This is a genomic window from Chitinimonas lacunae (genome assembly GCF_042650885.1).
GTDB lineage: Bacteria > Pseudomonadota > Gammaproteobacteria > Burkholderiales > Chitinimonadaceae > Chitinimonas_A > Chitinimonas_A lacunae.
The window spans coordinates 1050797-1077041 of the sequence record NZ_JBHSBU010000001.1; the positions used below are offsets into that span (position 1 = coordinate 1050797).

The 26245-nt window shown below is 63.6% G+C and carries 18 protein-coding genes; 12 read left to right on the forward strand and 6 right to left on the reverse strand.

Annotation, left to right across the window (positions count from 1 at the left end):
* Positions 1-11: 11 nt before the first annotated feature.
* From ACFOW7_RS04625 to ACFOW7_RS04645, 5 genes are all read left to right on the forward strand, one after another.
* Entirely contained in the window at positions 12-2000 is a 1989-nt protein-coding gene (locus ACFOW7_RS04625; protein WP_378161542.1) for an H-type lectin domain-containing protein, read from the forward strand.
* A gap of 159 nt (positions 2001-2159) precedes the next feature.
* Positions 2160-2381, forward strand: a complete 222-nt coding sequence (locus ACFOW7_RS04630) for a hypothetical protein (RefSeq protein ID WP_378161544.1) — start codon at positions 2160-2162, stop codon at positions 2379-2381.
* A 13-nt stretch (positions 2382-2394) separates the two neighbouring features.
* A complete protein-coding gene (locus tag ACFOW7_RS04635; protein ID WP_378161546.1) occupies positions 2395-4128 on the forward strand; it encodes a hypothetical protein in 1734 nt (577 codons plus the stop codon).
* Positions 4129-4134: 6 nt separating this feature from the next.
* Positions 4135-6246: an ATP-binding protein gene (locus ACFOW7_RS04640; RefSeq protein ID WP_378161549.1), complete on the forward strand. Its 2112-nt coding sequence runs from the start codon at positions 4135-4137 to the stop codon at positions 6244-6246.
* A gap of 201 nt (positions 6247-6447) precedes the next feature.
* Positions 6448-9630 carry an eCIS core domain-containing protein gene (locus tag ACFOW7_RS04645; protein WP_378161551.1) on the forward strand — a complete coding sequence of 1061 codons (3183 nt, stop codon included), beginning with the start codon at positions 6448-6450 and terminating at the stop codon, positions 9628-9630.
* Positions 9631-9635: 5 nt separating this feature from the next.
* Here the strand turns inward: ACFOW7_RS04645 and ACFOW7_RS04650 are convergent, their stop codons facing one another.
* On the reverse strand, positions 9636-9845 hold the full coding sequence (locus tag ACFOW7_RS04650; RefSeq protein WP_378161553.1) for a hypothetical protein: 210 nt from the start codon (positions 9843-9845) through the stop codon (positions 9636-9638).
* Positions 9846-9936: 91 nt separating this feature from the next.
* Positions 9937-10926, reverse strand: a complete 990-nt coding sequence (locus tag ACFOW7_RS04655) for a sigma-54 interaction domain-containing protein (RefSeq protein WP_378161555.1) — start codon at positions 10924-10926, stop codon at positions 9937-9939.
* A 692-nt stretch (positions 10927-11618) separates the two neighbouring features.
* On the opposite strand from ACFOW7_RS04655, the gene ACFOW7_RS04660 reads away from it, so the two are divergent.
* Entirely contained in the window at positions 11619-12536 is a 918-nt protein-coding gene (locus ACFOW7_RS04660) for a LysR family transcriptional regulator (RefSeq protein ID WP_378161557.1), read from the forward strand.
* 155 nt (positions 12537-12691) lie between these two features.
* Here the strand turns inward: ACFOW7_RS04660 and ACFOW7_RS04665 are convergent, their stop codons facing one another.
* The 3 genes from ACFOW7_RS04665 to ppsA form a co-directional block, all read right to left on the reverse strand.
* Positions 12692-13105 carry a hypothetical protein gene (locus ACFOW7_RS04665; protein ID WP_378161559.1) on the reverse strand — a complete coding sequence of 138 codons (414 nt, stop codon included), beginning with the start codon at positions 13103-13105 and terminating at the stop codon, positions 12692-12694.
* Between the two features lie 151 nt (positions 13106-13256).
* Positions 13257-13595 (reverse strand): hypothetical protein, encoded by a 339-nt coding sequence (locus ACFOW7_RS04670; protein WP_378161561.1) that lies wholly within the window; start codon positions 13593-13595, stop codon positions 13257-13259.
* A 94-nt stretch (positions 13596-13689) separates the two neighbouring features.
* Positions 13690-16071, reverse strand: coding sequence for a phosphoenolpyruvate synthase (gene ppsA, locus ACFOW7_RS04675; protein WP_378161563.1), 2382 nt, complete (start codon positions 16069-16071; stop codon positions 13690-13692).
* 233 nt (positions 16072-16304) lie between these two features.
* Between ppsA and ppsR the strand changes: the two genes are divergently transcribed.
* The 6 genes from ppsR (at position 16305) to ACFOW7_RS04705 (ending at position 24895) form a co-directional block, all read left to right on the forward strand.
* On the forward strand, positions 16305-17132 hold the full coding sequence (gene ppsR, locus ACFOW7_RS04680) for a posphoenolpyruvate synthetase regulatory kinase/phosphorylase PpsR (protein ID WP_378161565.1): 828 nt from the start codon (positions 16305-16307) through the stop codon (positions 17130-17132).
* A gap of 52 nt (positions 17133-17184) precedes the next feature.
* A complete protein-coding gene (locus ACFOW7_RS04685) occupies positions 17185-18075 on the forward strand; it encodes a mechanosensitive ion channel family protein (RefSeq protein WP_378161567.1) in 891 nt (296 codons plus the stop codon).
* 209 nt (positions 18076-18284) lie between these two features.
* On the forward strand, positions 18285-19070 hold the full coding sequence (locus tag ACFOW7_RS04690) for a substrate-binding periplasmic protein (RefSeq protein WP_378161569.1): 786 nt from the start codon (positions 18285-18287) through the stop codon (positions 19068-19070).
* 182 nt (positions 19071-19252) lie between these two features.
* Positions 19253-21295: a DUF4034 domain-containing protein gene (locus ACFOW7_RS04695; protein ID WP_378161571.1), complete on the forward strand. Its 2043-nt coding sequence runs from the start codon at positions 19253-19255 to the stop codon at positions 21293-21295.
* A gap of 313 nt (positions 21296-21608) precedes the next feature.
* Positions 21609-24203 (forward strand): DNA mismatch repair protein MutS, encoded by a 2595-nt coding sequence (gene mutS, locus ACFOW7_RS04700; RefSeq protein ID WP_378161573.1) that lies wholly within the window; start codon positions 21609-21611, stop codon positions 24201-24203.
* 269 nt (positions 24204-24472) lie between these two features.
* On the forward strand, positions 24473-24895 hold the full coding sequence (locus tag ACFOW7_RS04705; protein ID WP_378161575.1) for a hypothetical protein: 423 nt from the start codon (positions 24473-24475) through the stop codon (positions 24893-24895).
* 376 nt (positions 24896-25271) lie between these two features.
* On the opposite strand, the gene ACFOW7_RS04710 is transcribed toward ACFOW7_RS04705, so the two are convergent.
* The gene (locus tag ACFOW7_RS04710) at positions 25272-26234 is read right to left on the reverse strand and encodes a C40 family peptidase (protein ID WP_378161577.1); all 963 of its coding nucleotides are present in this window, start codon (positions 26232-26234) and stop codon (positions 25272-25274) included.
* Positions 26235-26245: the final 11 nt, after the last annotated feature.

Here is a 26245-nt window from a genome sequence, read left to right on the forward strand (position 1 = left end):
GGAGAGCGCCGATGAGCACCGTATTCGCCGAACGGCCGCAATTCTTCGAAGGCCAGTATCTGGGCGCCAGCGATCTGCAAGCCTTGCTGGACTATCTGAGCGAGTTGCAGCAACGCCATCAGCTATCGAGCCATAGCTGGGGCATCGCCGCAGGAATCGATCTGATCTACCAGACTTCGCCGCTGGGTCATCTCGAAGCCTATCTGACCCCGGGCGTGGCCAGTGACGGCTATGGCCGCACCCTGGTGGTCAATCAGGCTTTCCCGCTTGATCCGAGCCTGTTCACCAGCCAGCCGACCGGACTGGTCAAGGTCTGGCTGCGTTACGACGAGCTGGCCGGTCAAGGGGTACGCCAGGGCTTTGAAGTCTGCGGCACGAGCGACGCCTATGCCCGGGTCAGCGAATCCTTTCTGGTCGAAGTGGGCGAGCGCGTGACCATAGACCGGCGCCAGAGCGGGGTGAACGTCGACCAGACCTTCTACCCCGACGCCCGCGAAGCGCTGGGCGACGCCCTGCCGGGCCAGCCGATCGCACCCGATGGCGCGGTGGCGGCCCAGTTGTTCCCGGGGCCAGACGACCTCAGCCTCTGGCTGGTGCCGGTCGGTCTGGTGCATTGGCAGGGCGGCAAGCTGATGGCGCTCAGTGCCACCGAGCGCAAGCTGTCGCGGCTGTTCCGGCGCTATAGCGGCTGGGTCGGCGAAAGCCTGTCGGGCAGCGGCGGTCTGCTGCGGCTCGGTCGGCGTTTTCTGCCGCGCGAGGCGGGCAAGAGTGTCGAAGCGATCTGTCAGGCGGTCCAGCCGACTGAACTCGATATGATCTATTGCGAAAACGATAAGGACACCCCGGTCTTTCGCGAACCGATCTGGCTCGACAGCCACACCCGGGCCCGTGGCGATCTGCGCTTTTACGGTTCCCGCGCCGAATGGCTCGACCGCGAAGGCACCGACTATCTGGCCGACGGCACGGTCAGCGCCCTGCGCCGCAATGGCCGCAGCCCGCTCAACGGGGTCGATCTGGAAGTATTGCTCGGCAAACGGGCCGGTTCAGCCGGGCCGACCCGGCTGGTGGTGGGTGCGGCCAGCGTCAAGGGCAGCGATCCCTGTGCGGTCGATTTCACCCTGACGGCCGGAATGGTGATCCAGGAAGACGGCTATGTCGGCATCGGCAGCACCAGCACGGTGCTCGACAAGCCGCTGACGCTCAAGGCCGCCACCGCCCACAACGGGCTGATCGGCTTTGAGAACAGCTCGGGGGCGCTGGCCTTCCAGCTCAATCTGGGGCCGGCTGGCGAAGGGCTCAATCTGACCCGCTCCGACCCTGCCAAGAGCGATCTGCTGATCGCCAACAACGGCACCGTCGGCATCAATACCCTGCAACCGTTTGTCGCGCTGACCGTACAGGGCTCACTGGGCTTCAAGGCCGGCAGCGCCCCCGAGATCTATCTGTTCGAGAGCGGCACCCTCAACCCGGACCGGATGATCCTGACCCACTCGCCCGCCTTCCAGGATTGGGGCCTGCAATACCGCGACAGCAACGACAGCTTCGTCTTTCTGGGCGACGGCCAGCCACGTTGCTATATCGGTCTACAGGACGGCCGGGTCGGCATCGGCACCGTCTCTCCGGTCGCGCCGCTTGAAGTACGCGGCGATATCCGGCTCGGCAGCAGCGGCAACTATTTCGCCGTCGGCGCCGGCAATTCGCTGACCATGGTGGCGGGCCGGGTGGCTTCCAACGGCACGCTACAGAGCGGCAGTGGCTTTTCCTCATCGCTGACCAGCACCGGCCAATACAACATCACCTTCAGCAGCAGCTTCGCCGGCACGCCGGTCGTGGTGGTCAGCTCGACGTCGGACGACGCCAGCGGCGTGGACAACCAGGTCTCGACTTCATCGATTTCGACCTCGGGCTTCCGGGTGTCGGCGCGCGATGTCGGCGGTGGCGGCGTCCCCACGCCACAGAACACCTCGTTCACGTTTATCGCGATCGGCCCGCGTCCGTAGTCTCCGCAAAAAAGGAAATTTTCATGCAATTTTTCAGCAATATTTTCTGATGAAAAAACATGTAAATACATAAAGACAGACAATTACTCGAATCGCCCGCCAAGCCAGGCTGAAAGCAGTTTCCGCCCCAGGTTCCGCAGTGGCGTCAAGGAGATCATCATGCAGTCTTCCAACCATCTCGACCGCAGCGTCCTGGTCGCCCGGCTGACCACGCTCAAGAGCGAGTACAGCGCCGGCCAGCGCCAGCTCGCCGAACTCGAAGCCCGTGCCGCCACGCTGCGTGAGCAACTGCTGCGTATCAACGGCGCGGCCCAGGTGCTGGCGGAACTGCTCGACAGCCCGGTCGCCGAGCCGTTCGCCGCCCAGGAACTGGCCGACTAGGCCGGAGCCCGCCATGCGTGGCGTCGATCTGCATATCCATGAGTGGCTCAACGACTACCGTATGCCGCGCGAGCAGCCGGCGGCGCCGACCCTGGGCGCCGATCTCGACCGGCTGGCACCGCGTGTGGCCGCCCTGCTGGCGGAACGGCTGGGGGAATTGCTCGGTGAGGCCGAGGCCGTGGTGCTGCTACCCGATATTGCCGTCGATCTGACGCTTGATATCGCCTCGCCACCCGAGCGCCTGGCGGCCCATTGGTCCGATCAACTTGCCCTGGCCCTTGGCCGGGCGATCTACGACCCGGGCAGCGGCGCCGTGCACTATGCCTCGCAAGCCGCCTATCGGGCGGCGTTTCTCGGCGATCTGCTGCAAGACCGCGCCTGGCATTCCTGGCGCTACCGCCGCTTCGATGGCCTGCGCATCCTGCCCGCTGCGGCGGCTGCCCGGACTTTGCTGGTCGAGGACACGGCGCTGGGTCTGGCCACCCTGGCCCTGCTCGATGATGCCGTCTGGCCGGCCTTTGCTGCCCTGCTGACACCACGCGAAGCACTGCGCATCCTGCTGGCCTGGCACGCTGCGCCACCAGAGGCTTCGGCCGGCACTCCGGGTCGCAGTGACCCTCCTGGCCATCCACTACGCAGCCTCACCGGCCCCTTGGCCGCCCTGCGCCACGTGGCACTCTGGCAGCGTCAGGCCCCGACAGCGGACCTTGCCACGGCCTGTTGGCTAGCAGCACTGCGCTCGCTGCCAGCCAACATCTCCCCAGCCGAACTCGAACGCCTCGTCCGCACCAACGACCTGCGCCGCCTGTTTGCCGGCAGCGGTCCTGCTGCCCACGCCCCGCCCGCCGACCCAGACTGGTTGAGCCTGCTGGCCAGCGCGCCCTTGCCGGCCCGGCTCGCAGCGACCGCGCTGGCGGTGGTCGAGCGGCAGGAGGCAGCGGCAAGCGCAGCCACGCTGTCCGTTCCCGACCTGCTGGATGCCCCATTCGGCGGCCTGGTCTGGCTGCTGCCCTCGCTCCAATCGTTGCTGACGCCGACGCTGCTGGCGGGCTTGCCGGCGCCGGCCGGCTGTTCATCGCTGGACGCCCTGGCGCTGCTGACGCTTGCGGTGGCCACCGGCCCACAGGCCGATGCCGTCTGGCGCGATCCGTTCTGGCGCACGTTCTTCCGTCTGCCGCCACGCTTTGATCAGGTGGCGCTGGCAGCGTGGCTGGCCAAGGCCGAGCCGGCCGCCTTGATGACGGCACTTGCCAATGCCCTCCAGCACCAGGCACGCGGCGAGGCGGTTCGCTTGCGCTACCCGCTTCAGCGGGTACGCCGCGACCGACTGATCGACAGCGCGACGGGCGGCTGGCTTGGAGCGGTGGCGACGGAACAGCCGGTTTCCTGGCGAAGCCGGCTGGCGTTGACGCGCCAATCGCGCCGCGATGAGCGTCTGCTCAGTCAGGCCGGCCCGCTCGCCGCGCTGCCGCCCGGCTGGCATGAACCGGTCCTGCTGCTGGCCCAGGCTGCCCTGCGCCATACCGCTTACCGCATCCCGGGCCATGCCCGCAGTTCGCTGCCTTATCTGTTTGCCCGGCTGTTTGGGGTCAGCGGTCAGGCCGAACTCTGTGCGCCGTGTCAGTGGCGACTGAGGCTGGTCCGACCGCCGCTCCATGTCCTGCTCAGTCTGAGCGGCATGACGCGGCTGCGGCTGCAATGGCCCGGGCAACCCTCGCCAACCCTGACCCTGAGCTGTTCCGGATAAGCCGCTATGAAACGCGACGACCCACTGCTGCCTGCTGCCTGGCCCACGCCCCACCCGTTCGGCAACGAGCGCCTATGGCTCGATTGCCTGATCGAGCGCGAAATCCTGCGTCTGCGTGCCCGCTATGCCTTGTCCCTGGACGAGCTGCGCGGGCTTTATGTATCGGATCGCCAAGTGGACGAACTGGTCAGGCGCCATACCGACTTCCAGGCAGCCGACCCGGCGGACAGCCGCGACCCGATTGCGCTGCTGAGCGCCCAGGCCACGCAGTGGCGCGAGCATTTCGCGGCCGATTCGCCGCTGGCGCTGCTGGGGGAACGCTTGGGACTGGACCAGGAATCGCTGGCACTCGTCTTCGTCGCTGCCGCGCCGGAACTCGATCTGCGCTACGAGACGCTGTACGCCTATCTCAACAACGATGTGACGCGCAAAACCGCTACACCCGATCTGGTGCGCCGGCTGTTGAGCGAGGGCGACGGACGCCCCGACCATGCGCTGGCCGGTCGTCTTCAGGCGCTGCTGGACGCCGGCATACTGGAGCGGCCCGAGGCCGACCCGCAGCGCAGTGCGCTCGGTCAGGCGGTGGTGGCCAGCGGCCCGATACGACGGTTTCTGCTCGGCATCGCACCGCTGCCCAGCGAAGCGGCCGTCCGGCTTGAAGCGGGTACGGGCGTGCCGACGCTGACGCCACGGGGCGAATTATTGATCTGTCGCGGCGACGAAGCGGAGCGCCAACACGGCTGGTGCCGCCAGTGGCTTGGCCGGCGCGGCCTGCATGGCTTGCAGGCGACCGCTGCGGCCTGTCTGCACCAGCCCGAACTGGGGCTGTTGGCTCGACTCGCCCAGGCAGCGCTGGTGCTGCGCGACCCGGCCGGCATCACGCGGGAACCTGCAACCGCCGCACAACTGGCCGAGCGGCTGCGCGGCTGGGTCAGCCTCGGCATCACCATCCTCTGGCTGACCCCACGCCATACCCAGACGCCGGCCGCCTGGGCCGATCTGCCGCTGACCGTGCTCGATCTGCCGCCCACCTGCGCCAGCGAACGTAGCGCCGCCTGGCTCGCGGCGCTGCGCAACAGCCACCTGCCGTGGGAGGACGAAGCACTGATCGAGCAGGAAGCCGACGCGCTGGCCCGCCGCTTCACCCTGGGTCACGAAGGCGCGAGTCAGGCGGTGCGGGCGGCCGAGCTGCTGTACGAGGCCGACCCGGCGGGCCAGGACTGGCGCACCGCCCTGTCCCGTGGCGCCCGCCAGCAGGCAGCGCAGGCGCTGACCCAGGTGGCGCAGCGGGTCGAAACGCCGCATGGCTGGGAACAGCTGGTTCTGCCGGCCACCACGCTGCAACTGCTGCACGAGATCGCCGCCGCCATCGCCGCGCGCGATCAGGTCTACCGGCACTGGAATATGCAGGGCCGCACCGGCCGCAGCGCCGGGCTGATGTTGCTGTTCGCCGGCAGCTCCGGCACCGGCAAGACCATGACCGCCTCGGTGCTGGCCAACCATGTCGGACTCGACCTGTTCCGGGTCGATCTGGCCGGCGTTGTCTCCAAATACATCGGCGAGACCGAAAAGAACCTCGACCGCATCTTCAGTGCCGCCCGCAGTGCCGATGCACTGGTGCTGTTCGACGAAGCCGATGCCTTGCTCGGCAAACGGGCCGAAGTGAAGGACGCCCACGACCGTTACGCCAACCTCGAAGTCGCCTATCTGCTGCAAAAGATGGAGGAGCACGACGGCGTGGTGATCCTGGCCAGCAATCTGCCGAAAAACCTCGATCCGGCCTTCTCCCGCCGTATGCACTACATGGTCGAGTTCGCCCACCCCAACGCCGCCCTGCGCGAACAACTGTGGCGCGGCATGTTCCCCGCCGGCGTCCCGCTTGCCGACGACATCGACTACGGGTTTCTGGCCGAACAGTTCGATTTGAGCGGCGGCGATATCCAGACCCTGGCCCTCGAAGCCGCCTTCCTGGCGGCCGGCCTCGGTGAGCGGGTCGGCATGAGCCACCTGATGCGCGCCATCGCCCGCCGCCAGACCAAACACGGCGACCCGGGCGTGGCCGCACGGTTTCGCCAGCACCAGGAGAACCTGGAACGCGGGCAGAGCTGGCAGACCTGATGGAGTGGTGCGGCGCCGGAGAGCGACTACCGGAACTCCCAGCCAAAAATAAAAATTCAGGAAAAACGACAGCAAGGCATATAGTTATTTTTAGTTGAAATAGAAAATTACCACCAAAACAAGAGATGGCAGCAAGCCACCAGCAGACCGGTCCTGGACCGCCACTCCCTGCCGGCCCGAGCGAACGATCAAGGAGCAGCCATGAGCAAGACCGTCGCCCGCAAGGAAGCCTCCACTCCGCGCAGCCAGGACACGCCTGCGACAGCGGCTGCGCGGCAGGGCAAGGACGCCCAGCCGGCCTTGCAGCTCGACAACCAGACGGTGCAATGGCTGTACGCCAACGGCAATCTGCGCGCCAAGCTCAGCGTGGGCGCGGCAGACGACCCGGTCGAGGCCGAAGCCGACCGGATGGCCGACGCGGCCTTGCGTGGTGCGCCCTGCACCTGCTCGGCCGGCTCGCCGCCGTGTCCGAGCTGTCGCGCCAGGGCCGCCGGCACGATACGGCGCAAGCCACGTAACCGAGAGTCACCGGCCGCAGTCGATAATCTGTCACTGGGCCCGTCGCGCCGGCTCGCCGAGACGGACCGCAGCTTCTTCGAAGCGCGCTTTCAGACCGATCTGTCCGATCTGCATATCCACGACAGCCCCGAAGCCGCCAGCAGCGCCGCCCAGCTCAATGCCCGCGCCTTCAGCGTCGGTGACCGGATCGCTTTCGGCGCCGGCGAATACCAGCCGCAGACCGACAGCGGCCGGCGCCTGCTGGCCCACGAGCTGGCCCATGTGGTGCAAGGGCACGGCGGCATCCGCCGCAACGGCGGCTCGGAACCCGCGGCCGGCAGCGCTTCCGCCGATGCAGGCGGCCCACCTCCGCTACCCGAAGGGCCGGCCCGGGTCGAACATGGCAGCGATTTCGACCCCTGCGCGGTCAATGTCGCCACCTTGACCAACTATCAGTTGCTGGCCGAACTGAACCACGCCAACCCGGTCGTCTCGGCTGGCCGCGATCAGGCCGGTTTTTTCGATTACCGCAATCTGCAACGTCGCATCAACGCTGAAATCAACCGGCGGGTGCAGATGGGCCACGCCTGGCTCGCTACCTCGCCCAATTCGATCCCGGGCACCCTGATCCGCGTCATGCCGCCGGCGGCCGATGGCACGCAGCCCGTGCTGCGCCTGCCCGGCAGCGCGGTGGCTGGCATGCCCGAGGATATGTCGGCGTCCCCATTGCTGACCGAAGGCCAGTTCCAGGGCTTCGTCGATCGGCAACAGCTCGAAACCATCCGCGCCGACGAATACCGGCGCCGAATGATCGAACAATGGCTGGCCGGCTCGACCTCCTCGATGGTCAGCGGCAGCCAGCTCTACAACACGCCGCTTGACCGGGCGCTGCTGGACCCGTATTCGCGCCCCATCCTCGGCAGTACCGGCGGCGAAATCATGAAATGGCGCGGCCGCTTTGGTGAGGCGGCGTTCAGCAGTCGGGCCAGCCAGGGCTTTGGCCTGTTCCTGGATGACCTCAACGCCCGCACCTGGCAGGACCGGCGCGGGGTCACCCATCAGCCGACCGAGGAGAATTTCCCGATCTTCGATTTCGAGCGGACCGCCGCCAGCCGCAGCGCCAGCATTCTCGGCACCGCCCGGATTTCGGTGAAGACCAGCCTCCAGCCCGATCAGGGCGGGCGCTTCGATTATTACCGCAAAGGCTTGCAGGCAATGCTGGAAACCAGCCGCCGCTCGACCCTGCCGACCTATATCAGCAATCAGCCGCAATTCAGCGGCCAGCCGACCAGCGGCCCGCAGTACGAAGCCAATCGCAGTCAGGTCTTGAGCGACGCTTATCTGGCGATCAATAGCGATGATGTCACTGCCTTTCGCGAGATGCTGTCCGATCCGACCCGGACCGAGACCCCCCAAAGCACCGTCGCGCTCTGGGACGACCGGGGCCAGCGCCAGCCCAACGGGCCGCCACGCGCCGGCTGGCGCCAGGTGTTTGTCGGGGAGATGCGCGAGAACCCGGTGTCGATCAACGGTCAGAGCTACAACTCGCCCGATGCCCTCGACCAGGCGCTCAGCAGCGGCCAGATCACGGCCGACCAGCATAGGCAGGCCCAGCGCGAAGTCGGCCGACGGGCCGCCAATCGGGTGGTGGGCGCGGGAATTCTGGGCGCGGAAGTCAGCGGCCTGCGCAGCTCCCGCATGAGCTTTTCTGCCCTCAGCGAGCAGCAGATACGCTCGACGATAACGCGCGAATTCATGCGCAGCCAACGCTTGGGCGGCGGGGTGAGGGGCGAGCTGCGGGCAGCGGGTGGGGCGGGGCTGCATGGTGCCGGGACCGGCAGCGTCATCGCCGTCCTCACCACCGCCGGGGTGATGCTGTGGGACGAACAGGATCATCCGGAATGGGGCACCGAGCTTGCTACCAGCGGCGGCGTGGGCGCAGTCAGCAACTTCTTTGGCAGCAGCATCGAACAGGGAATGATCAGCCGGGGCACCAGTATCGCCCTCAATGATGTAGCGGCAACCGGCGCCTCGCGGCTGTCGCCGGCCATGCTGACGCGCTTTGGCCGCTTCGGTGGCGGCGGGGTCGGTTCGGGCATCGGTGAACTGATCAGCATCGGCGCGCTCGAAGACCGCGAACATTCGGGAGCCGAGGTGGGCGTGCGCACCACTCGCGCCTTTGTCCTGGGCGGGTCAAGCGCCGTGATCGGGGCCGAGGTCGGTGCCGGCGCAGTCGTGCTCTCCACGGCCATTGCCGGCGCCGCCGGCGGCTCGATCGCCCCGGGCGTCGGCACGGCCATCGGCTTTCTGGTGGGGCTGGTGGCCGGCGGGGTGGTCTATTACCTGGGCGACCGCGTCGTTCCAGGCGGCCGCGACTACTGGGATGCCCTCGAAGCCGGCTGCCAGCCGCCCCCGCCGCAACCGAGCGCCTCGTCAGGCTACAGCTCGATCCTGTTCTCCTGCTTCGCGGCCGACACACCCGTGACCCTGGCCGATGGCAGCAGCCGTCCCATCAGCGAACTGGCCGTCGGCGACCAACTGCTGAGCTACAACGAGCGCGAAAAACGGCTGGAGGCCCGCCGCGTCGAAACCATCCACGCCGCCCCGCCTGCCACCATGCTGGCGCTGGCTTTCAGCGACGGCACCATCCTGCACGTCACCCCGGCCCACAAGCTGTCCGGCCCGCAGGGCTGGCTTGCCGCAGCGGAACTGCGCGCAGGCGATGTGCTGTGGTCGTTCGCTCAGAGCGATCCGGCACGCCTGACCAGCAAAACCCTGGCCGCGGTCAGCAATGCTCCGCCGCGCGGCACGGTCTACGATCTCTCGGTCGAGGCCACCCATACCTATTTCGCCGCTGGCGTGCTCGCCCATAATAAGTTGCCTTGAATCATTCAAGGCATAACAAAACCAGCCTCCTGGTTTTTGTTTCTCTGGCTCCAATCCAGCCGATCAGCATCCAGCCCGAATGGTTTTGTTATCTCCAAACAGCCCATCACAAAACCTTCCGCTTCTTCTTTGGAACAGAGATAAAGGAGGAACCCTATTCGGGCATTTTTAATGGCCGAACAGAAGAACACGGAATCAAGCCGCAGCGGAATCATAAATATCGGTGCGTTCAGCCGCTTTACGGCTGACGCACCTTACCTTTGTCCGCCCGGGCTATTTTCGAGAGAAATTGGCGACAGACTGGTATCAGAGATATTCACTGCGATCAATGCCGTGTTTTTTCAGCAGCCGGCCAAATACCCGGCGCTCCTTACCGGCTTGCCGGGCCGCTGCCGAGACATTGCCCTGGCTTTGCGCCAGTACGGCCCGCAGATAGGCCGATTCGAAAGCCACGATGGCCTGGGCCCGGGCCTGGTTGAACGACGGCATGGCCAGCGCGGCCGTCTCAACCGTCTTGCCGGCGCAGTCTTCGAGCTGGATCAGTTCGCCCTCGCAAGCCAGCAGCGCACGTTGCACGAAATTCTCCAGCTCACGCACATTGCCGCGCCACGGCTGGCTGGCAATCCAGGCCAGCGACGCCTCGTCGAAGCGGCAGGCAGACTTGCCATAACGGGCACAGAAGCGTGACACGCAAGCCGCCACCAACTGCGGAATATCGCCAGGGCGCTCGCGCAGGCTGGGCATGCGCACATTGGCCACATTGAGCCGGTAGCTCAGGTCCTCGCGGAACCAGCCCTGCTCCACCCCCTGACACAGATCGCGGTTGGTAGCGGCAAGTATGCGCACATCGGCATGGCGGGACTGGGTGGCACCAAGCGGCCGGTAGGTGAAGTCCTGCAAGAAGCGCAGCAAGGCCGCCTGACTGCGCGCGCTCAATACATGGATCTCGTCGAAGAACAGCGTACCGCCTTCAGCCTGGGCGATCAGGCCGGCGGCATTGCTGCGGGCGTCGGTGAAAGCGCCGCGTACATGGCCGAACAATTCATCCTCGAACAGGGTTTCGGGCAGCGCCCCGCAATCGACCGGCACAAACGGCCGATCACCTCGCTTGCCCAGATAGTGCAGCGCACGCGCCGCCAATTCCTTACCGGTGCCTGTTTCGCCATAGATCAGCACCGGCACATCGACCCGGGCCAGCCGCGAGATAGCGGCCATCGCCTGTAGAAAGGGCTCACTGCGGCCCACCAAGCCCATCCGAGTCCAATCCTCGGGGCTTTTGGTACGAATATTAGTCATAAGCTTTCATCCTCCCCTGAGCGGTGTCCGATCAGGATTATTTTTTATGAGAATAGAATGGCGTATAGCATATCCAATTCAAATTTGCATGAACTCGGAATTCGGGCAAACACCAGAAATCCGGCAATACCACAACCGAGAAGACCGGTTCAAAATATGCTGATTTATGGGATTAGAAACAAGCCACGACAGCGATTGGTCGTTTTTTATGCTCAGCCATAACAGAAAGCTCATCCGGGACGATCTGGACGGGCCTAGGCACATATGAAACAAAACCACCGGAACAAGTCAAGCAATAACTGAGTTATCACCTTGACCATCCTCAGCAATTAATACCAGCTCTGCCAATCGAGACTGATTAATCCAGACAAACCAACAAAAGCAATTGGTTTAAATCATTTACAGACATGAAACTGTCGATCCACTCGGCGTCCGCCTGATTCCCACAGCGCAACACACCACCCTACCGCAGCAAATACCGCCCTCTCCTCTATCGCAGCGAGCTTCAACAGAAGCCGTGGTATCCTGCTGGACGTGCTCCTACTTCTAAATTGCCGAACATTTGCGCAATCGCCTCGATTTTGATGTAACTGAGATTCCCTGCACACTTCAGCAATATGGAGGCACGGTAAGTCTGTCCTCAAGCGCTAGAAAGCGGACAGTGTCGCCTTTTTATTTCGAAATTTTCGACAATGAGATTGAGCCTGGATGTGTTGACCGTGCTCGACGCCATCGACCGGCGTGGCACTTTTGCGGCAGCGGCTGAGGAATTGCATCGGGTACCGTCATCGCTGAGCTATCTGGTACAGAAACTGGAAAGTGAACTCGGGGTGACGGTATTCGACCGCAGTGGCCATCGGGCACGGCTGACTCCGACCGGGACCTTGCTGGTCGAAGAAGGCCGACGCCTATTGCAGGCAGCGGCGACCCTGGAGTCACGTGCCCGTCGAATCGAAACCGGCTGGGAAAGCGAGCTGAGGATCGCGCTCGATACCGTGGTGCCATTCGAGCGCCTGCTGCCGCTGGTCAAGAGCTTCTATGCCGAGCACAGCCACACCCAGATCAGGATCGGCCATGAAGTGCTCGGAGGTTGCTGGGACGCGCTGCTGAGCCAGCGCGCCGATCTGGTGGTGGGTGCGTCGGGCGAGCCGCCGTCGGGCAGCGGGCTGACCTCGCAGTTATTGGAACAGCTTGAAGTGGTATTTTGCGTGGCACCCGATCATCCGCTTGCCCAGGCCGCTGAGCCGCTGTCGTGGCAGACGATTGCCCCGCACCGGCTGGTCAGCCTCAGCGACTCCTCACATCGCCAGCCGCCGCGTGCCATCCCTAGCGCGGGCGGCCAGGAAGTCTTCGGGGTAGCGACTCTCACCGCCCAACTCGAAGCACAACTTGCCGGCCTCGGCTGCGGCCACCTGCCCTGGCAGATCGCCAAACCCCATGTGCAGGCCGGCCGGCTGATCGTCAAAACCCTGCTCGAAGCCCAGCCGCCACAACATTTCCACCTTGGCTGGCGCAGCCATGACGAGGGACCGGCTTTGCGCTGGTGGCTGGAACGGCTGAACCGACCTGACTTTATCCGCGCTGCCCTGTTGGAGCCTGAAATGGAATGATCCTTTAAAAAGCCTTGTAAACAGGCTTCCTCCCTAGTAGATCAAAGACCGATTTTTATTAAAAATCGCATCCGCCATATCAGCCTCGGACTCGGCATCATCGCGGACGCCTTGAAAAGCGTGCTTGACGGCTCTCCCCACCTTGGGCAAGCCCCTCAGGCCGGCTTTGCCCGCTCCTGCTCGAACACCTCATCAGCCCAGGCACTGCCGGTATTGCGCAGCGTCTGCAATGAACCGCTGGCGCGCGCCTCGGTCAGGGCATCTTGGCGTGTCGCCTCAAGCCACAGCCGTTGCAGGCTCCAATGCGCATCGAAATACGCTTCGCTGGCCGTCAGGTCGGAAAACAGCGTCAGGTAATCGGGCTGCCCCGACCAATCGCGCCGCAACGTATCGAGGAACAGGACCTTGATGACGCTGTTGAAACAGGCGCGGAAATCACTTCTTTCCAGATCGTATTCCTCGCCCGACCATAGCAAGGGCTGGGTCAGATAGGCGAAATCGGCTACCTGGGCGAGCCTTGCCAGCAGATGGGGTTGCGGGGAAATCAGGTAGTACATCGTGTGCTGCATAAGACTTGGACTCCGGAACGAAGAGCGCTCCGACAGCGCGGAGCAAGGCCGGCTAAGAGTTGGGCAGCCCCGCTGAAGTTCCAGCGTTATTTTTTAAGAAATGATTAAATTTCGCAAATCACATTTCAGATATTTTTCCTATTATTTTAATTCACTTCCCCGGATAGTCATCGAGAAAACCGTCGCCACTGGGATATTTGGTAAAGAAGGTCACCAGCTCCTTATCCTCGATATAAAGGTCGAAGATTTTGCAGCCCATTTCCTTGAGGCGCAGATCGTAGGCATAAATCTTCGATTCCAGTTCATCGAGCGTCCCCAGCGTCATCGTATTGACTGCCTCGTCATAGGCCGCAACGAGGTTTGCCAGCTCGGCCGGAAATCGATAGTCGAGGATTTCGCCGCCATAGAAATGCGCCATGGAATCGTCCTCGAAGATGTCCACCTCGGCATAAACCTCGCCGGTTTTGCCCGATACGATAAAGTCCTGCATGCGTTTTCTCCGTTGCGAACGCCAGAGCATCCGACTTGATAAAGAAAAAACGCCCCGAACGGTATCGGGGCGTTTTGCTGAAGCGCCGGCTGGCTTAGCCCAGTTCGCGCGCCAGGTAGAGCCAGGTTTCGACCACGGTGTCGGGGTTGAGCGAGACGGTTTCGATGCCTTGCTCGACCAGCCACTTGGCGAAGTCGGGGTGATCCGACGGACCCTGGCCGCAGATGCCGATATATTTGCCCTGGGCACGGCAAGCCTTGATCGCCATCGCCAGCAGTGCCTTGACCGCCTCGTTGCGCTCATCGAACAGGGAAGCGATCGGGCCGCCCGAATCGCGATCGAGTGCCAGCGTCAGCTGGGTCATATCGTTGGAGCCAATCGAGAAGCCATCGAAGTATTCGAGGAACTGCTCGGCCAGAATGGCGTTCGACGGAATTTCGCACATCATGATCAGGCGCAGATCGTTCTTGCCGCGCTCCAGGCCGTTTTCTGCCAGCAGCTCGACCACCTTGCGCGCCTCGTCAAGCGTGCGCACAAACGGGATCATCACTTCGACATTGGTCAGCCCCATCTCATCGCGCACCCGCTTCAGCGCCCGGCATTCGAGTTCGAAGCAATCGCGGAACGAATCGGCGATATAGCGCGACGCGCCACGGAAACCGATCATCGGGTTTTCTTCGTGCGGCTCGTAGCTCTGGCCGCCGATCAGGTTCGAGTACTCGTTGGACTTGAAGTCCGACATCCGCACGATCACCTTCTTCGGATGGAAGGCGGCGGCGATGGTCGCAATGCCCTCGGCCAATCGCTCGACATAGAACTCGACCGCGTCGGGATAGCCGCCGATCCGCTCCTCGACCTGCTGCTTCAGGTCCCACGGCAGGTCCGGATAGGCCAGCAGTGCCTTGGGGTGAACGCCGATCATCCGGTTGATGATGAATTCCAGCCGGGCCAGGCCGACGCCTTCATTGGGCAGATGCGAGAAATCGAAGGCCAGTTCCGGATTGCCGACGTTCATCATCAGCTTGACCGGGCTCTTGGGCATCCGGTCGAGTGCCAGATCGATGATCTCGATATCGAGCAGACCTTCATAGATATTGCCGGTATCGCCTTCGGCGCACGACACGGTGACCTGGTCACCGTCCTTGAGCGCACGGGTGGCGTCGCCACAGCCGACCACCGCCGGAATGCCCAGCTCGCGCGCGATGATCGCCGCGTGGCAGGTCCGGCCGCCACGGTTGGTGACGATGGCGGCGGCGCGCTTCATCACCGGTTCCCAATCGGGGTCGGTCATATCGGTGACCAGCACATCGCCCGGCGCGACCCGCTCCATCTCGGAGGCGTCCTTGATCAGCCGCACCGTGCCCTGGCCGATCTTCTGGCCAATGGCGCGACCCGAAGCCAGGATGGCCGAGCGGTTGCGCAGCCGGTAGCGACGCAGCGTCTCGACGCGGGCTTCCTGGGATTTCACGGTTTCCGGACGGGCTTGCAGGATATACAGCTTGCCGTCGAGACCATCGCGGCCCCACTCGACGTCCATCGGCCGGCCGTAGTGCTGCTCGATGATCAGGGCGTAGCGGGCCAGCTCTTCGACTTCCTTGTCGTCGATGGCGAATTTCATCCGATCGACATCGGGGACGTGCACGGTGCGCACCGACTTGCCGGCGCGGGCCTCGTCGCCGAATTCCATCTTGATCAGCTTGGAGCCGCGCGAACGGCGCAGGATGGCCGGGCGGCCAGCACGCAGATTGGGTTTGTAGACGTAGAACTCGTCGGGGTTGACGGCGCCTTGCACCACGGTCTCGCCCAGACCGTAGGAAGCGGTGATGAACACCACGTCCTGGAAGCCCGATTCGGTGTCGATGGTGAACAGCACGCCGGACGCGCCCTTGTCGGAGCGGACCATCCGTTGCACACCGGCCGACAGGGCGACTTCAGCGTGGTCGAAACCCTTGTGGACCCGATAGGCGATGGCGCGGTCGTTATAGAGCGAAGCGAACACTTCCTTGACCGCGTGCAGCACATGATCGGCGCCGACGATATTGAGGAAGGTTTCCTGTTGGCCGGCAAACGAGGCGTCGGGCAGGTCTTCGGCAGTCGCCGAGGAGCGGACCGCCACCGGGACTTCGACGCCCGAGTCGCTGACCATCTTCTGGTAGGCGGCGCGGATTTCGGCTTCGAGTTGCGGCGGCAGCGGCGTATCCACCACCCATTGCCGGATATCGCGGCCAACGCGGGCCAGCGCCGTCACATCTTCAACATCGAGGGTCTTGAGCGCGGCATCGATCCGTTCGGCCAGGCCCTCATGAGCGAGGAAGGCGCGGTAGGCCGCAGCGGTGGTGGCGAAACCGCCGGGGACACGCACGCCGGCAGTGGCGAGCTGGCTGATCATTTCGCCGAGCGAGGCGTTCTTGCCGCCCACACGCTCGACATCGGTCATGCGCAGTTGCTCGAACCAGATGACGTAGTTCTCTGCCATTTCTAAATTCCTTGCTGGAGGAGTCGCGGATAGGTCGATGGGGCTGGATTCTAGCGCTTTCGCCCCCCGCCCGTCAGCGCTTGGCGGCAAGGTTTTTGCGGTAGACCCGATCGGACCCGGAAAATATGTAGTCGAATCATGGACTACTACATTCGCGCCGGCTTTTGCAGCGCAGCATGAAGCGGCTTTATGGCATGATGCCGCGACCCGTTTCCTGTTCCGAAAGGCCCGCCATGCCTGTTCGCCGTACCGTGTTCTTTATTTCCGACCGTACCGGGATCACCGCCGAGATGCTCGGTCACAGCCTGATCACCCAGTTCGAGGGCATCGACTTCAAGCGCGTCACCCTGCCCTTTGTCGATACTGCCGAGAAAGCCGCCCTGGTGGCCGAACGCATCCGCCGCACGGCCGAACAGGACGGCACCCGTCCCCTGGTGTTCTCCACCATCGTCAAGGAAGAGATCCGCCGCATCATCCATATCGATGCCACGGCGCATATCGTCGATTTCTTCGAGGCCTTTATCGCGCCACTCGAAAACGAGCTGGGCCAGGAATCCTCCCATACGGTCGGCCGCAGCCACAGCATCGAGAACTTTCACGAGTACAACCACCGGATCGAGGCGGTCAATTACTCGCTGGCGCACGACGATGGCGTCAAGCCGACCGATCTGGCCGAAGCCGACATCGTGCTGGTTGGCGTCTCGCGCTCGGGCAAGACCCCGACCTGTCTCTATCTGGCGCTTCAGTACGGCATCAAGACCGCCAACTACCCGCTGACGCCCGAAGATTTCGGCCAGCCGGGGCTGCCCAAGCCGCTACAACCGTTCAAGCACAAGTTGTTCGGTCTGACCATCAGTCCCGAGCGGCTGGCGCAGATCCGCGCCGAGCGCAAACCCGACAGCCGCTATGCCTCGCTCGACAACTGCCGCTTCGAGGTGCTCGAAGCCGAGGCGCTCTACCGTAATGCGGGCATTCCCCACCTCAATACCACCAATAAATCGATTGAGGAACTTGCCAGCACCATCCTGCACAAAGCCAATTTGACCCGTCGAATCTACTGATCCCCCCGGGGCGCCCCGCCCCGCTTTCCGGGGAACAGACCCGACCCTGACGATGAACCCACTATCCTCTATCGACCGTTCTCTGCTGATCGATTCAGCCGCTACGCTGGGCCTGCTGGTCGGCCTGTTTCTGTTGCGGATGGCCCTGCAACGGGCCATTACCAACAATCCCAATTTCAGCCTGGAACAACGCCGCCGCTGGTCGGTGACGCTGCGCAACGGCCTGCTGGTGGCCGGCCTGATCAGCATGATCCTGATCTGGGCCACCGAACTCCACTCGCTGCTGGTCTCGCTGGCTGCCTTTGCCGTGGCCATGGTGATCGCCACCAAGGAACTGCTGCTGTGCTTCTCGGGCGCGGTGATGCGCAGCGGCGGCCGGCTATACGATATTGGCGACCGTATCGAAGTCGCGGGCCATCGCGGCACGGTGATCGACCTCAATATGTTTTCCACCCTGCTGGTCGAGGACGACTCGCAATGCCATCAGCGCACCGGTCGGGTCGTCACCATTCCCAATGCCCTGCTGCTCAATAGCGCCGTGGTGCGCGAGAGCTTTCTCGACCGCTTCGTCACCCACCAGTTCAATGTGCCGATCGGCCCCACGGAAGACTGGCGCGCCGCCGAACACGAACTGCTGCGGCTGGCCCGGGCGGAAGCGGCACCGGTGCTCGATGAAATCCGTGCCACCGCGCAACGGATGATCGAACAGCACGCCCTGTCGGTCCCGGTGCCCGAACCTGCCGTCACCTTGCTGCTCAAGGAGACGGACAAACTGATGCTGGTGGTCCACGTTCCCACCCATCTCGATACCCGCCATCCGGTCGAACAGCGCATCCTGCGCGGCTATCTCGACTGGCGCAGCGGCCGGCCACAGGCCGAGCCGGTGGCGCATGAGGAGACGGCAACCACCGGCCCAGCCAAACCCAAAGCCTCGGTACACTAGAAAATAAATGATTTATGCAAATCGGCTGCTAACAGAGCATCCGGTTTTGTTTATAAATAGCTGAAATCAGCCAATATTGTTCGATGCGGCCGCCTGAGCGCAGGGTCGGACCCGCCGGAGCCTGCCTGAGACCTCTGCGCGGCTGCCGGGCTTTCTGACGGTTTCTGCAACTTCCTATACTGGGACGACCCCGCTTGCGGAGACCCGCCATGTGGCGCCCCCCTACCTTGTTGCTGTCGCTCTGTCTGGCGCTGCTGGCCCATCAGGTGCCGGCCGCCACCGTGACCATCCGGCTCGCCAACGGTGAATGGCCGCCTTATATGTCAGCCAAGCTGCCCCATTACGGCGCCGTCTCGCGCATTGTCAGCGAAGCGTTTGCCAGTGAAGGCATCCAGGTCCGTTACGAGTTCTACCCCTGGAAACGTGGGCTGGAGCTGGCTCGCAACGGCGGTATCGACGGCACCCTTGCCTGGGTCCGCACCGATGACCGCGAGCGTGATTTCTGGCTGTCCGATCCGCTGTTCGAGTCCAACGCCGTGCTGGCCTACCGCAAGGAGAAGCCGGTCGACTGGCAGAAGGCCGACGATCTGGGCCGCTATCTGATCGGCGCCACCATCGGCTATGCCTACGGCCCGCTGTTCAGCCGCTTCGAGCAGCGTTTTCCGCGCAATGTCGAGCGCAGTCCAAGCGACGAGGTCAATCTGAGCAAGCTGATGGCCGGCCGGATCGATGCCTTCGTGACCGAGCGGGAAGTGGCCTATTACCTGGCGACCCAGCATTACGGCCCGGGCGTGCTGCTGCGCTTTGCCACTCACCCGAAGACGCTCGATAGCAACAAGATGTATCTGCTGCTGTCGCGCGAAGTACCGCAAGGCAAGGCTTTTCAGGCGGCTTTCAACCGGGGACTGGCCCGGCTGATGGCTGCCGGCCGGGTCGAGCAGTATCTGCACGAGGCACGCCAGATGGTGCAGACGCCCAACATTCCGCCTTCTTAGTCTATTGGGACTCGATTCTCCCGGATCGGGCTTGAGATTCGCCCTCGGATCACGCCCGCTCGCGTCGGGAAAACCCGCAGCGCCGAGCGGCCCAAAGACAGATAATATTTCAATGTCATAAACATTGCCGTGGCAAGTGACTCATTGCCTTCTTATTTTTCTTGATACCGCCTGACTTTCCGATGATCGACCATCCAAACCACGCCAGCATCAGTGCCCTGCGGGCCCAACAGGCGCAGTGGCGCCTGTGGCTCAGCCAGCAGGATTTTCAAGCGCTCGACCATTACCTCGATGAACAAGAAGCGCTATGGCTTCAAGGCGAGGAGAACCAGCGCGGACGTTACGGCTGGGCGATGGATACGCTGTTCGATCCTCTGCAGACCCCTGATTTCGCCAGCCGTCGCGCCCAGCTCGAACGCTGGGCGGCGGCACGGCCCGACTCCTACCATGCCCAGGTGCAGCTGGGCCGGCTGTGGATCGGGGCCGCCGGCGAGATTCGCGGTACCGGCACAGCCGATGAAGTCGACCTCACCCAATGGATCGGCGCGCAGATGGCTTGCGACCGGGCTTTCACCCATCTGCTGCGGGCCATCGAATGCCATCCGCGCCCTGCCTTTGCCTGCAATGAACTGTTTACCGTCTCGTCCTATCTCGACGAGCCCGAATGGCTGCTCGACCTGTATCAAGGCGAGCCGGCCTCTCCCTATGTGATGCCGCAAGACCCCGAAGCACGCGCCATCTGGCAAGCGGGTCTGGACCATCTGCAGCCCTACGGCGCCGGGCTGCCCGAGCCGCTGCGGAGCCTGCCCGCCTGTCTGCCGCCGCGCGCACCCGATGAAATCGAAAACGGCCGTCTGTACTGGTTCGGGCTGGCCATGCACTTTCACCCGCGCAATCTCGATGCGCTGCGGATTGCCGTCTATTACCTCTATCCACGCTGGTATGGCGACCACAGCCAAATGTCGGCGTTTATCAAGGGGCCGCTGTGCAGCACCCTGAGCGAGACCGAGCGTGGCGTGCTGTGGGAGACCAAGGCGCAGGACATCCTGTGCTTCACGCCCGACTTGCAGGACGAACACGCCGTCGGCCGTCATCTCGATCTGTGGCAGGCATTGCTGCAACGGCCGATGCCAGCCTCGCTGCGCCATCGCTGCCTGGGCCGCTACGCCACCCTGCTTTGCAGTGTCGGCCACCAGGAGGCGGCTTACCGGCTCTATGGCGAAGCGGCCGCACTCGAACAAAGCGGCGCGGTGGAGGAATACTTCGGCTCGAAATCGATGCGCTGGCTGGCCCATCTGGTCATTATCGAGGGCCTGCCCGACCCGGAACGGCTGCTGCCGCGCCTGATGAATCAGGCGCTGTGCTGGCAGGAAGATCCGTGGCATCTGATGCTGGCTGCGCTGGCCTATCAGTACGGCCTATGGGGCTTTCCGCACCAACCGGGCCAGCAGGCCGCCTGGCTCGATCGCGCCGCCGCACTGATCCCGTTCGAGAAAGAGGAGCGCGGCATCTATCGCGCCCTGTGCTGGCTATGGAAGAGCCAACAGTTCGAGGCCGTGGAATGGCTGGCCCTGCAACTGGCCCAACGCGGCACGGCCCAGGCCATGGCCTTCCTGGCCGATATACAGCGCAATCTGCTGCGCCCCGATACTCCCAAGGCCCGACGCAACCCCCAGCAGGCCCAACATTGGCTGCGCGAAGGGGCCGATCGTGGCGAGAGCGAGTGCGCCATCGATCTGTCGCTCGATTTTCTGTGGACCGGCAACCCCGGCAAAGGCCAGGAAGCCCTGATGCAGGAAGCCCAGCAGCGCCTGCTCGCGGTCTTCAAGACCAGCGATGACGCACAGCGGCTGGCGTTGGTATCTCGCCTGGCCAAAAGCAATATCTCGTCACAGGAAAGCTGGGCCCATGACAAGCTGGTGCCGTCGCTGCTGGCGGTCGATGAGGCGGAAATCCGGCTGACGCTGGCCCGGCTGCTCGCCAATATGTACGAATACGGCCAGGGCGGCCCGCAAAGCTCGGTACTGGCCAAGGCCTGGCTGACCCATGCACTGGAAATCGAGCAAGACGACGAAGCAGCGCAAGCCATGCTGCGCGCCAACCAAAGCAACAGCCCGCTGACCTGGCTGTGCCGCAAGCTCGACAATCGAGCCTCCTCGCTCGAAGAGCTGCGCCAGCATCTGCAAGCCGGCCGAGCCTATGCACCGGAAGGATTCGTGGTCTGACTGGGTTTCGGTAAAAAGAAAATTTCCCGCAGAATGTTTGCAAGATAAATAGGCGCATTTGTGCATAAATTGGATAAATGCGCTTTTTTATTGAGAGGCTCGACATGGATGGGAAGCGCTGGGACAGTCCCGCATCGCCGCGCTCTTCGGCAGTCCCGGGAGCCGAACCTCCACCGTCTGCCGCCCATCGCTTTGCCATGACGCACCGCGCCAGTCGAACACGGTAAAATGCCGCCCCGCCCGGGTCGGCGCGAGCGTCGCCGTCCCGCAACGACTAAACAAGACGGCCCGTGGGGCCGTCCGCGAGGAACGCATGGCTGTCAGCACCAGCAAGACCAAGACCCCGGCCGGCGCCGGCCAACCCACGCCGATGATGCAGCAATATCAGCGCATCAAGGCCGAACACCCTGACAAGCTCGTGTTCTACCGCATGGGCGACTTCTACGAGCTGTTCTACGACGACGCCATCAAGGCTTCGCGTCTGCTCGACATCACCCTGACCGCCCGTGGCCAATCGGGCGGCGAGCCGATCAAGATGGCCGGTGTGCCGTTTCATGCGGTCGAGCAATATCTGGCGCGGCTGGTCAAGCTCGGCGAATCGGTGGCGATCTGCGAACAGATCGGCGACCCCAATACCAGCAAAGGGCCGGTCGAGCGCAAGGTGGTCCGGGTCGTGACGCCGGGCACGCTGACCGATGCCGCACTGCTCGACGACAAACGGGAAAACCGGCTGCTGGCGCTCAACGCGATCAAAGGCCGCCTGGGGCTGGCCTGGCTGACCTTGAGTTCGGGCGAATTCAAGCTGATGGAGACCGAGGCCGAGTCCCTGCTGTCCGAACTCGAACGTCTGCGGCCGGCCGAAGTGCTGCTGCCTGACGATCTGGCGCTCGAACTGCCCACCACCGCCGGCTTTGCCGTGCGCCGCCTGCCGCCATGGAAATTCAGCATCGACAGCGCCGAGCGCAGCCTGACCCGGCAGTTCCAGACCCAGGATCTGGCCGGTTTCGGCGTCGAACGCGCCGGGGTCGGCGTTGGCTGTGCCGGCGCGTTGATCGACTATGCGCGCGATACCCAGTGTGGCGCCCTTCCCCATGTCACCGCGCTGTCGGTCGAGTCGCCCGGCCTGTATCTGACGCTCGATGGCGCCACCCGGCGCAATCTGGAGCTGACCGAGACCATCCGGGGCGAGAGCCATCCGACGCTGTTCTCGCTGCTCGACGTCTGCGCCACCGCCATGGGCAGCCGGCTGCTGCGGCACTGGCTGCACCATCCGCTGCGCCGACACGGCAAGATCATGCGGCGGCGCGATGCAGTCGCCAGCCTGGTCGAATCGGTCCAACTGGGCGATCTGCGCAATGGCCTGGCGCAGATCCACGATATCGAACGTATCGCCGCCCGCGTGGCACTGCGCTCGGCCCGGCCGCGCGATCTGGCCGCGCTGCGCGACAGCCTGCGCGCCCTGCCCGATCTGGCTGCCCGGGTGCCCGACAATGCACTGCTGGCCGATATTGCCCAGCGCATCGTGCCACCGCCCGTGACGCTTGCCCTGCTCGAAGCGGCCATCCTGGACGAGCCGGCGGCACTGGTGCGCGAAGGCGGGGTGATCCGTGACGGCTACGACGCCACGCTCGATGAGCTGCGGGCGATCCAGAGCAATTGCGGCGACTTCCTGCTGGCGCTCGAAGCGAGCGAGCGGGCACGCACCGGCATTCCCAATCTGCGGGTCGAATACAACCGGGTCCATGGCTTTTATATCGAAGTCACCAATGGCCAGACCGACAAGGTGCCCGACGACTACCGCCGCCGTCAGACCCTGAAGAACGCCGAACGCTATATCACCCCCGAACTCAAGGCATTCGAGGACAAGGCCCTGTCGGCCCAGGAGCGGGCGCTGGCGTTGGAAAAGTCGCTCTACGACACGATTCTCGACACGCTGGCACCCGAAGTACCCGCCTTGCAGGCCCTGGCCCAGGCCGTGGCGGCGCTCGATGTGCTGACCGCCTTTGCCGACCGCGCCGCGGCGCTTGACTGGACGGCACCGGCATTCGTCGACGAGATCCGGCTCGATATCGAAGGCGGCCGCCATCCGGTGGTGGAGCAGCAACTGCTCGATGCCGGCAGCGAAGCCTTTATCGCCAACGATCTGCGGCTCGAACCGCAACGCAAGCTGCTGCTGATCACCGGCCCCAATATGGGTGGCAAATCGACCTATATGCGGCAGGCGGCGCTGATCGTGCTGCTGGCCCATTGCGGCAGCTTCGTGCCGGCGCGCCGCGCCTGCCTTGGCCGCATCGACCGCATCTTCACCCGGATCGGCGCCAGCGACGATCTGGCCGGTGGTCGCTCGACCTTTATGGTGGAGATGACCGAAACGGCCAATATCCTCAATAACGCCAGCGAAGAAGCGCTGGTGCTGATGGATGAAGTCGGCCGGGGCACCTCGACCTTCGACGGCCTCGCGCTGGCCTGGGCCATTGCCCGGGCGCTGATCGAGAAGAACCGCAGCTATACCTTGTTCGCCACCCACTACTTCGAGCTGACCCGCCTGGCCAGCGAATATGCCCAGGTGGCCAACGTCCATCTGGACGCGGTGGAACACAAGGACAAGATCGTGTTCCTGCATAGCGTCGAAGAAGGCCCGGCCAGCCAGAGCTATGGCTTGCAGGTCGCCCAGCTCGCCGGGGTGCCGCGCGACACCATCCGTCAGGCCAAACGCCATCTGGTCGAGCTGGAAAACCAGAGTGTGGGCCGCCAGATCCAGGGCGACCTGTTTGCGCAGCCGGTGCCGGTGGTGGCCGAGCCCGAACCGCATCCCGTACTCGAACGGCTCGCCGCGCTCGACCCCGATAGCCTGACCCCACGGGCGGCGCTGGAGCTGCTGTACGAACTCCACCGCGCCGCTAACTAAACCCGCGCCGGCGGCGGACGACCGTCACCGGCAATTCTGGTTATGAAACAAAACACGCCATATCTTCTCCAGACATGGCAACACCATTTATAAAAAATAACAATATTACGCCAAAAACCCTGCTAAACCGACTCAAGCTTGTCAGCAGGGTAAAAGGCTTACGCCAAGGTTGCCCTCATCAGCCAAGTCGTCTATAACTCCTTTCTAAAAAACACTGATACTGGCAGCGCTTCTCAGCGCTGCATTGTTATTTCTTGGAGAAGAGCAAAGTGGAAACCCTTGTAAGCAATGAGCAGTTGGATCAGGGACTGGCGAAAATTTTCGGTATCAAACCTGATCAGGCGGGGGTCAATCTGGAGGCAATCCGGCTGCGGGCAGCCACGGCACTGGACAAATATGGCCGCACGGTCGCCGAATTGTTCGCCCGCCAGTCAGTACCCGTCCCGCCGCCGGTTCACCTGCAATGGTGGGCCGAAGGCAGCCGGGTACAAGTCGTCAACGCCCACCCTGATCGCGAGCGGATCGAAGTCATCCTCAACGGCCACGGCGACGTGGTCGAGGATTTCAAGGAGCTGGAACTGCTGCACGAAATCCTGCGCAACACGGAATTGGCCGGCGCCGGCACCACCGCCGACCAGCACTTCAGCGTAGGCATCACCAGCAGCGGACCCATCGCCTTCTTCAGCGAATAACCCGCCCCCAGTAGTCATCTTCAGCTAAGCAGGCGCCACGGTTTCGATTGCCGTCGCGCCTTTTTCCTTATCCAGCGCACGTCCGGTCAAATCCAAGCCCCAGGTCTGCCTCATCGAACACTTCGGTGTCCGCTTCGACGGACAGCCAGGGTGCGTCAGTCGCAAAGCAGCGTCACGTGCCAGCGTTTCCATCACGTGCCGTCGCTCGAGCGTCCGCGAGAACGGAACTTCCCGCTTCGCTGTACTGATCCCGTGTCTTCCCTAAATGCGCTGCCGCATTTCCAGCCAATTCGGAGTCAGCGTGTCCGAACCGCCAAGCGCAAGCGTGCAGCGCTCCGCCAGGCTTAGCGGCGACTCCGATTTAAATGGAAATGCGCTAGCGCCGCGATTTCCCCTTGCGCGGCTTTTTCGCCTTGCCCGCCGCCTTGGACTTCGATTTCGCCTTGGACTTGCCGGCTGCACTGAGCTTTTTCTTGCGCTTGCCTTTCTTGACTCCGGTCTCGCCGGCCATATCTTTGGCGGCTTGCGCGAGCAGGCTGCCCAGAATCGGCGTGCGGGCATCAACGGTTTCCTGCGTCACCCGGCGAGCACCGTTGTAGCGCTTGATCCAGTAGGCGTCGTTCATCGACACCACCTTGATCTTGCCGCCCGAGGACGGCGAATGGATAAAGCGGTCGTCCCCCAGATAGATGCCAACATGGGAAAAGCGCCGGCCCAGGGTATTGAAGAACACCAGATCACCCGGCTTCAGCTCTTCCTTCTCGATCTCCTGCCCCAGCCGGCTGATGGCGAAGGCGTTGTGCGGCAGCGCGATATTGAGGGCGTTCTGGAACACATAGCGGATGAAACCGCTGCAATCGAGCCCGGTCTCCGGGCTGTTGCCGCCGTAACGATAGGTGACACCGATCAGGCCCAGGGCCTGCAACATGATGTCCTGGGCAAAGGTCTGGTCGGGCTGTACCTGGGTTTGCGGAGAGGCGGGCTTGACCCGGGCGGGTCGGTCGCTATCACCCCTGCCTTCCTTGACGGAATCCTTGCCGGTTTCGCGGAGAGAGTCCTTGGAGTCCTTGGAGTCCTTGGAGTCCTTGGAGTCCTTGGAGTCCTTGGAGTCCTTGGAGTCCTTGGAGTCCTTGGAGTCCTTGGAGTCCTTGGAGTCCTTGGAGTCCTTGTCTCTAGTGTCGCTGGCTTCCTTGTCCTTGCTGGTGGATTTATCCGCATCGTGGGAGCGGCTTTCCTGTGGCGGGCTGGCCTCAGGAGCGGGGCTGGCGGGGGCGCCGGGTTCGGCGAGGGCAATCGCGCTGAACAACAGCGCAAGCATGTGTCGGAGCGGGGTATTCATGCCGGCACGTT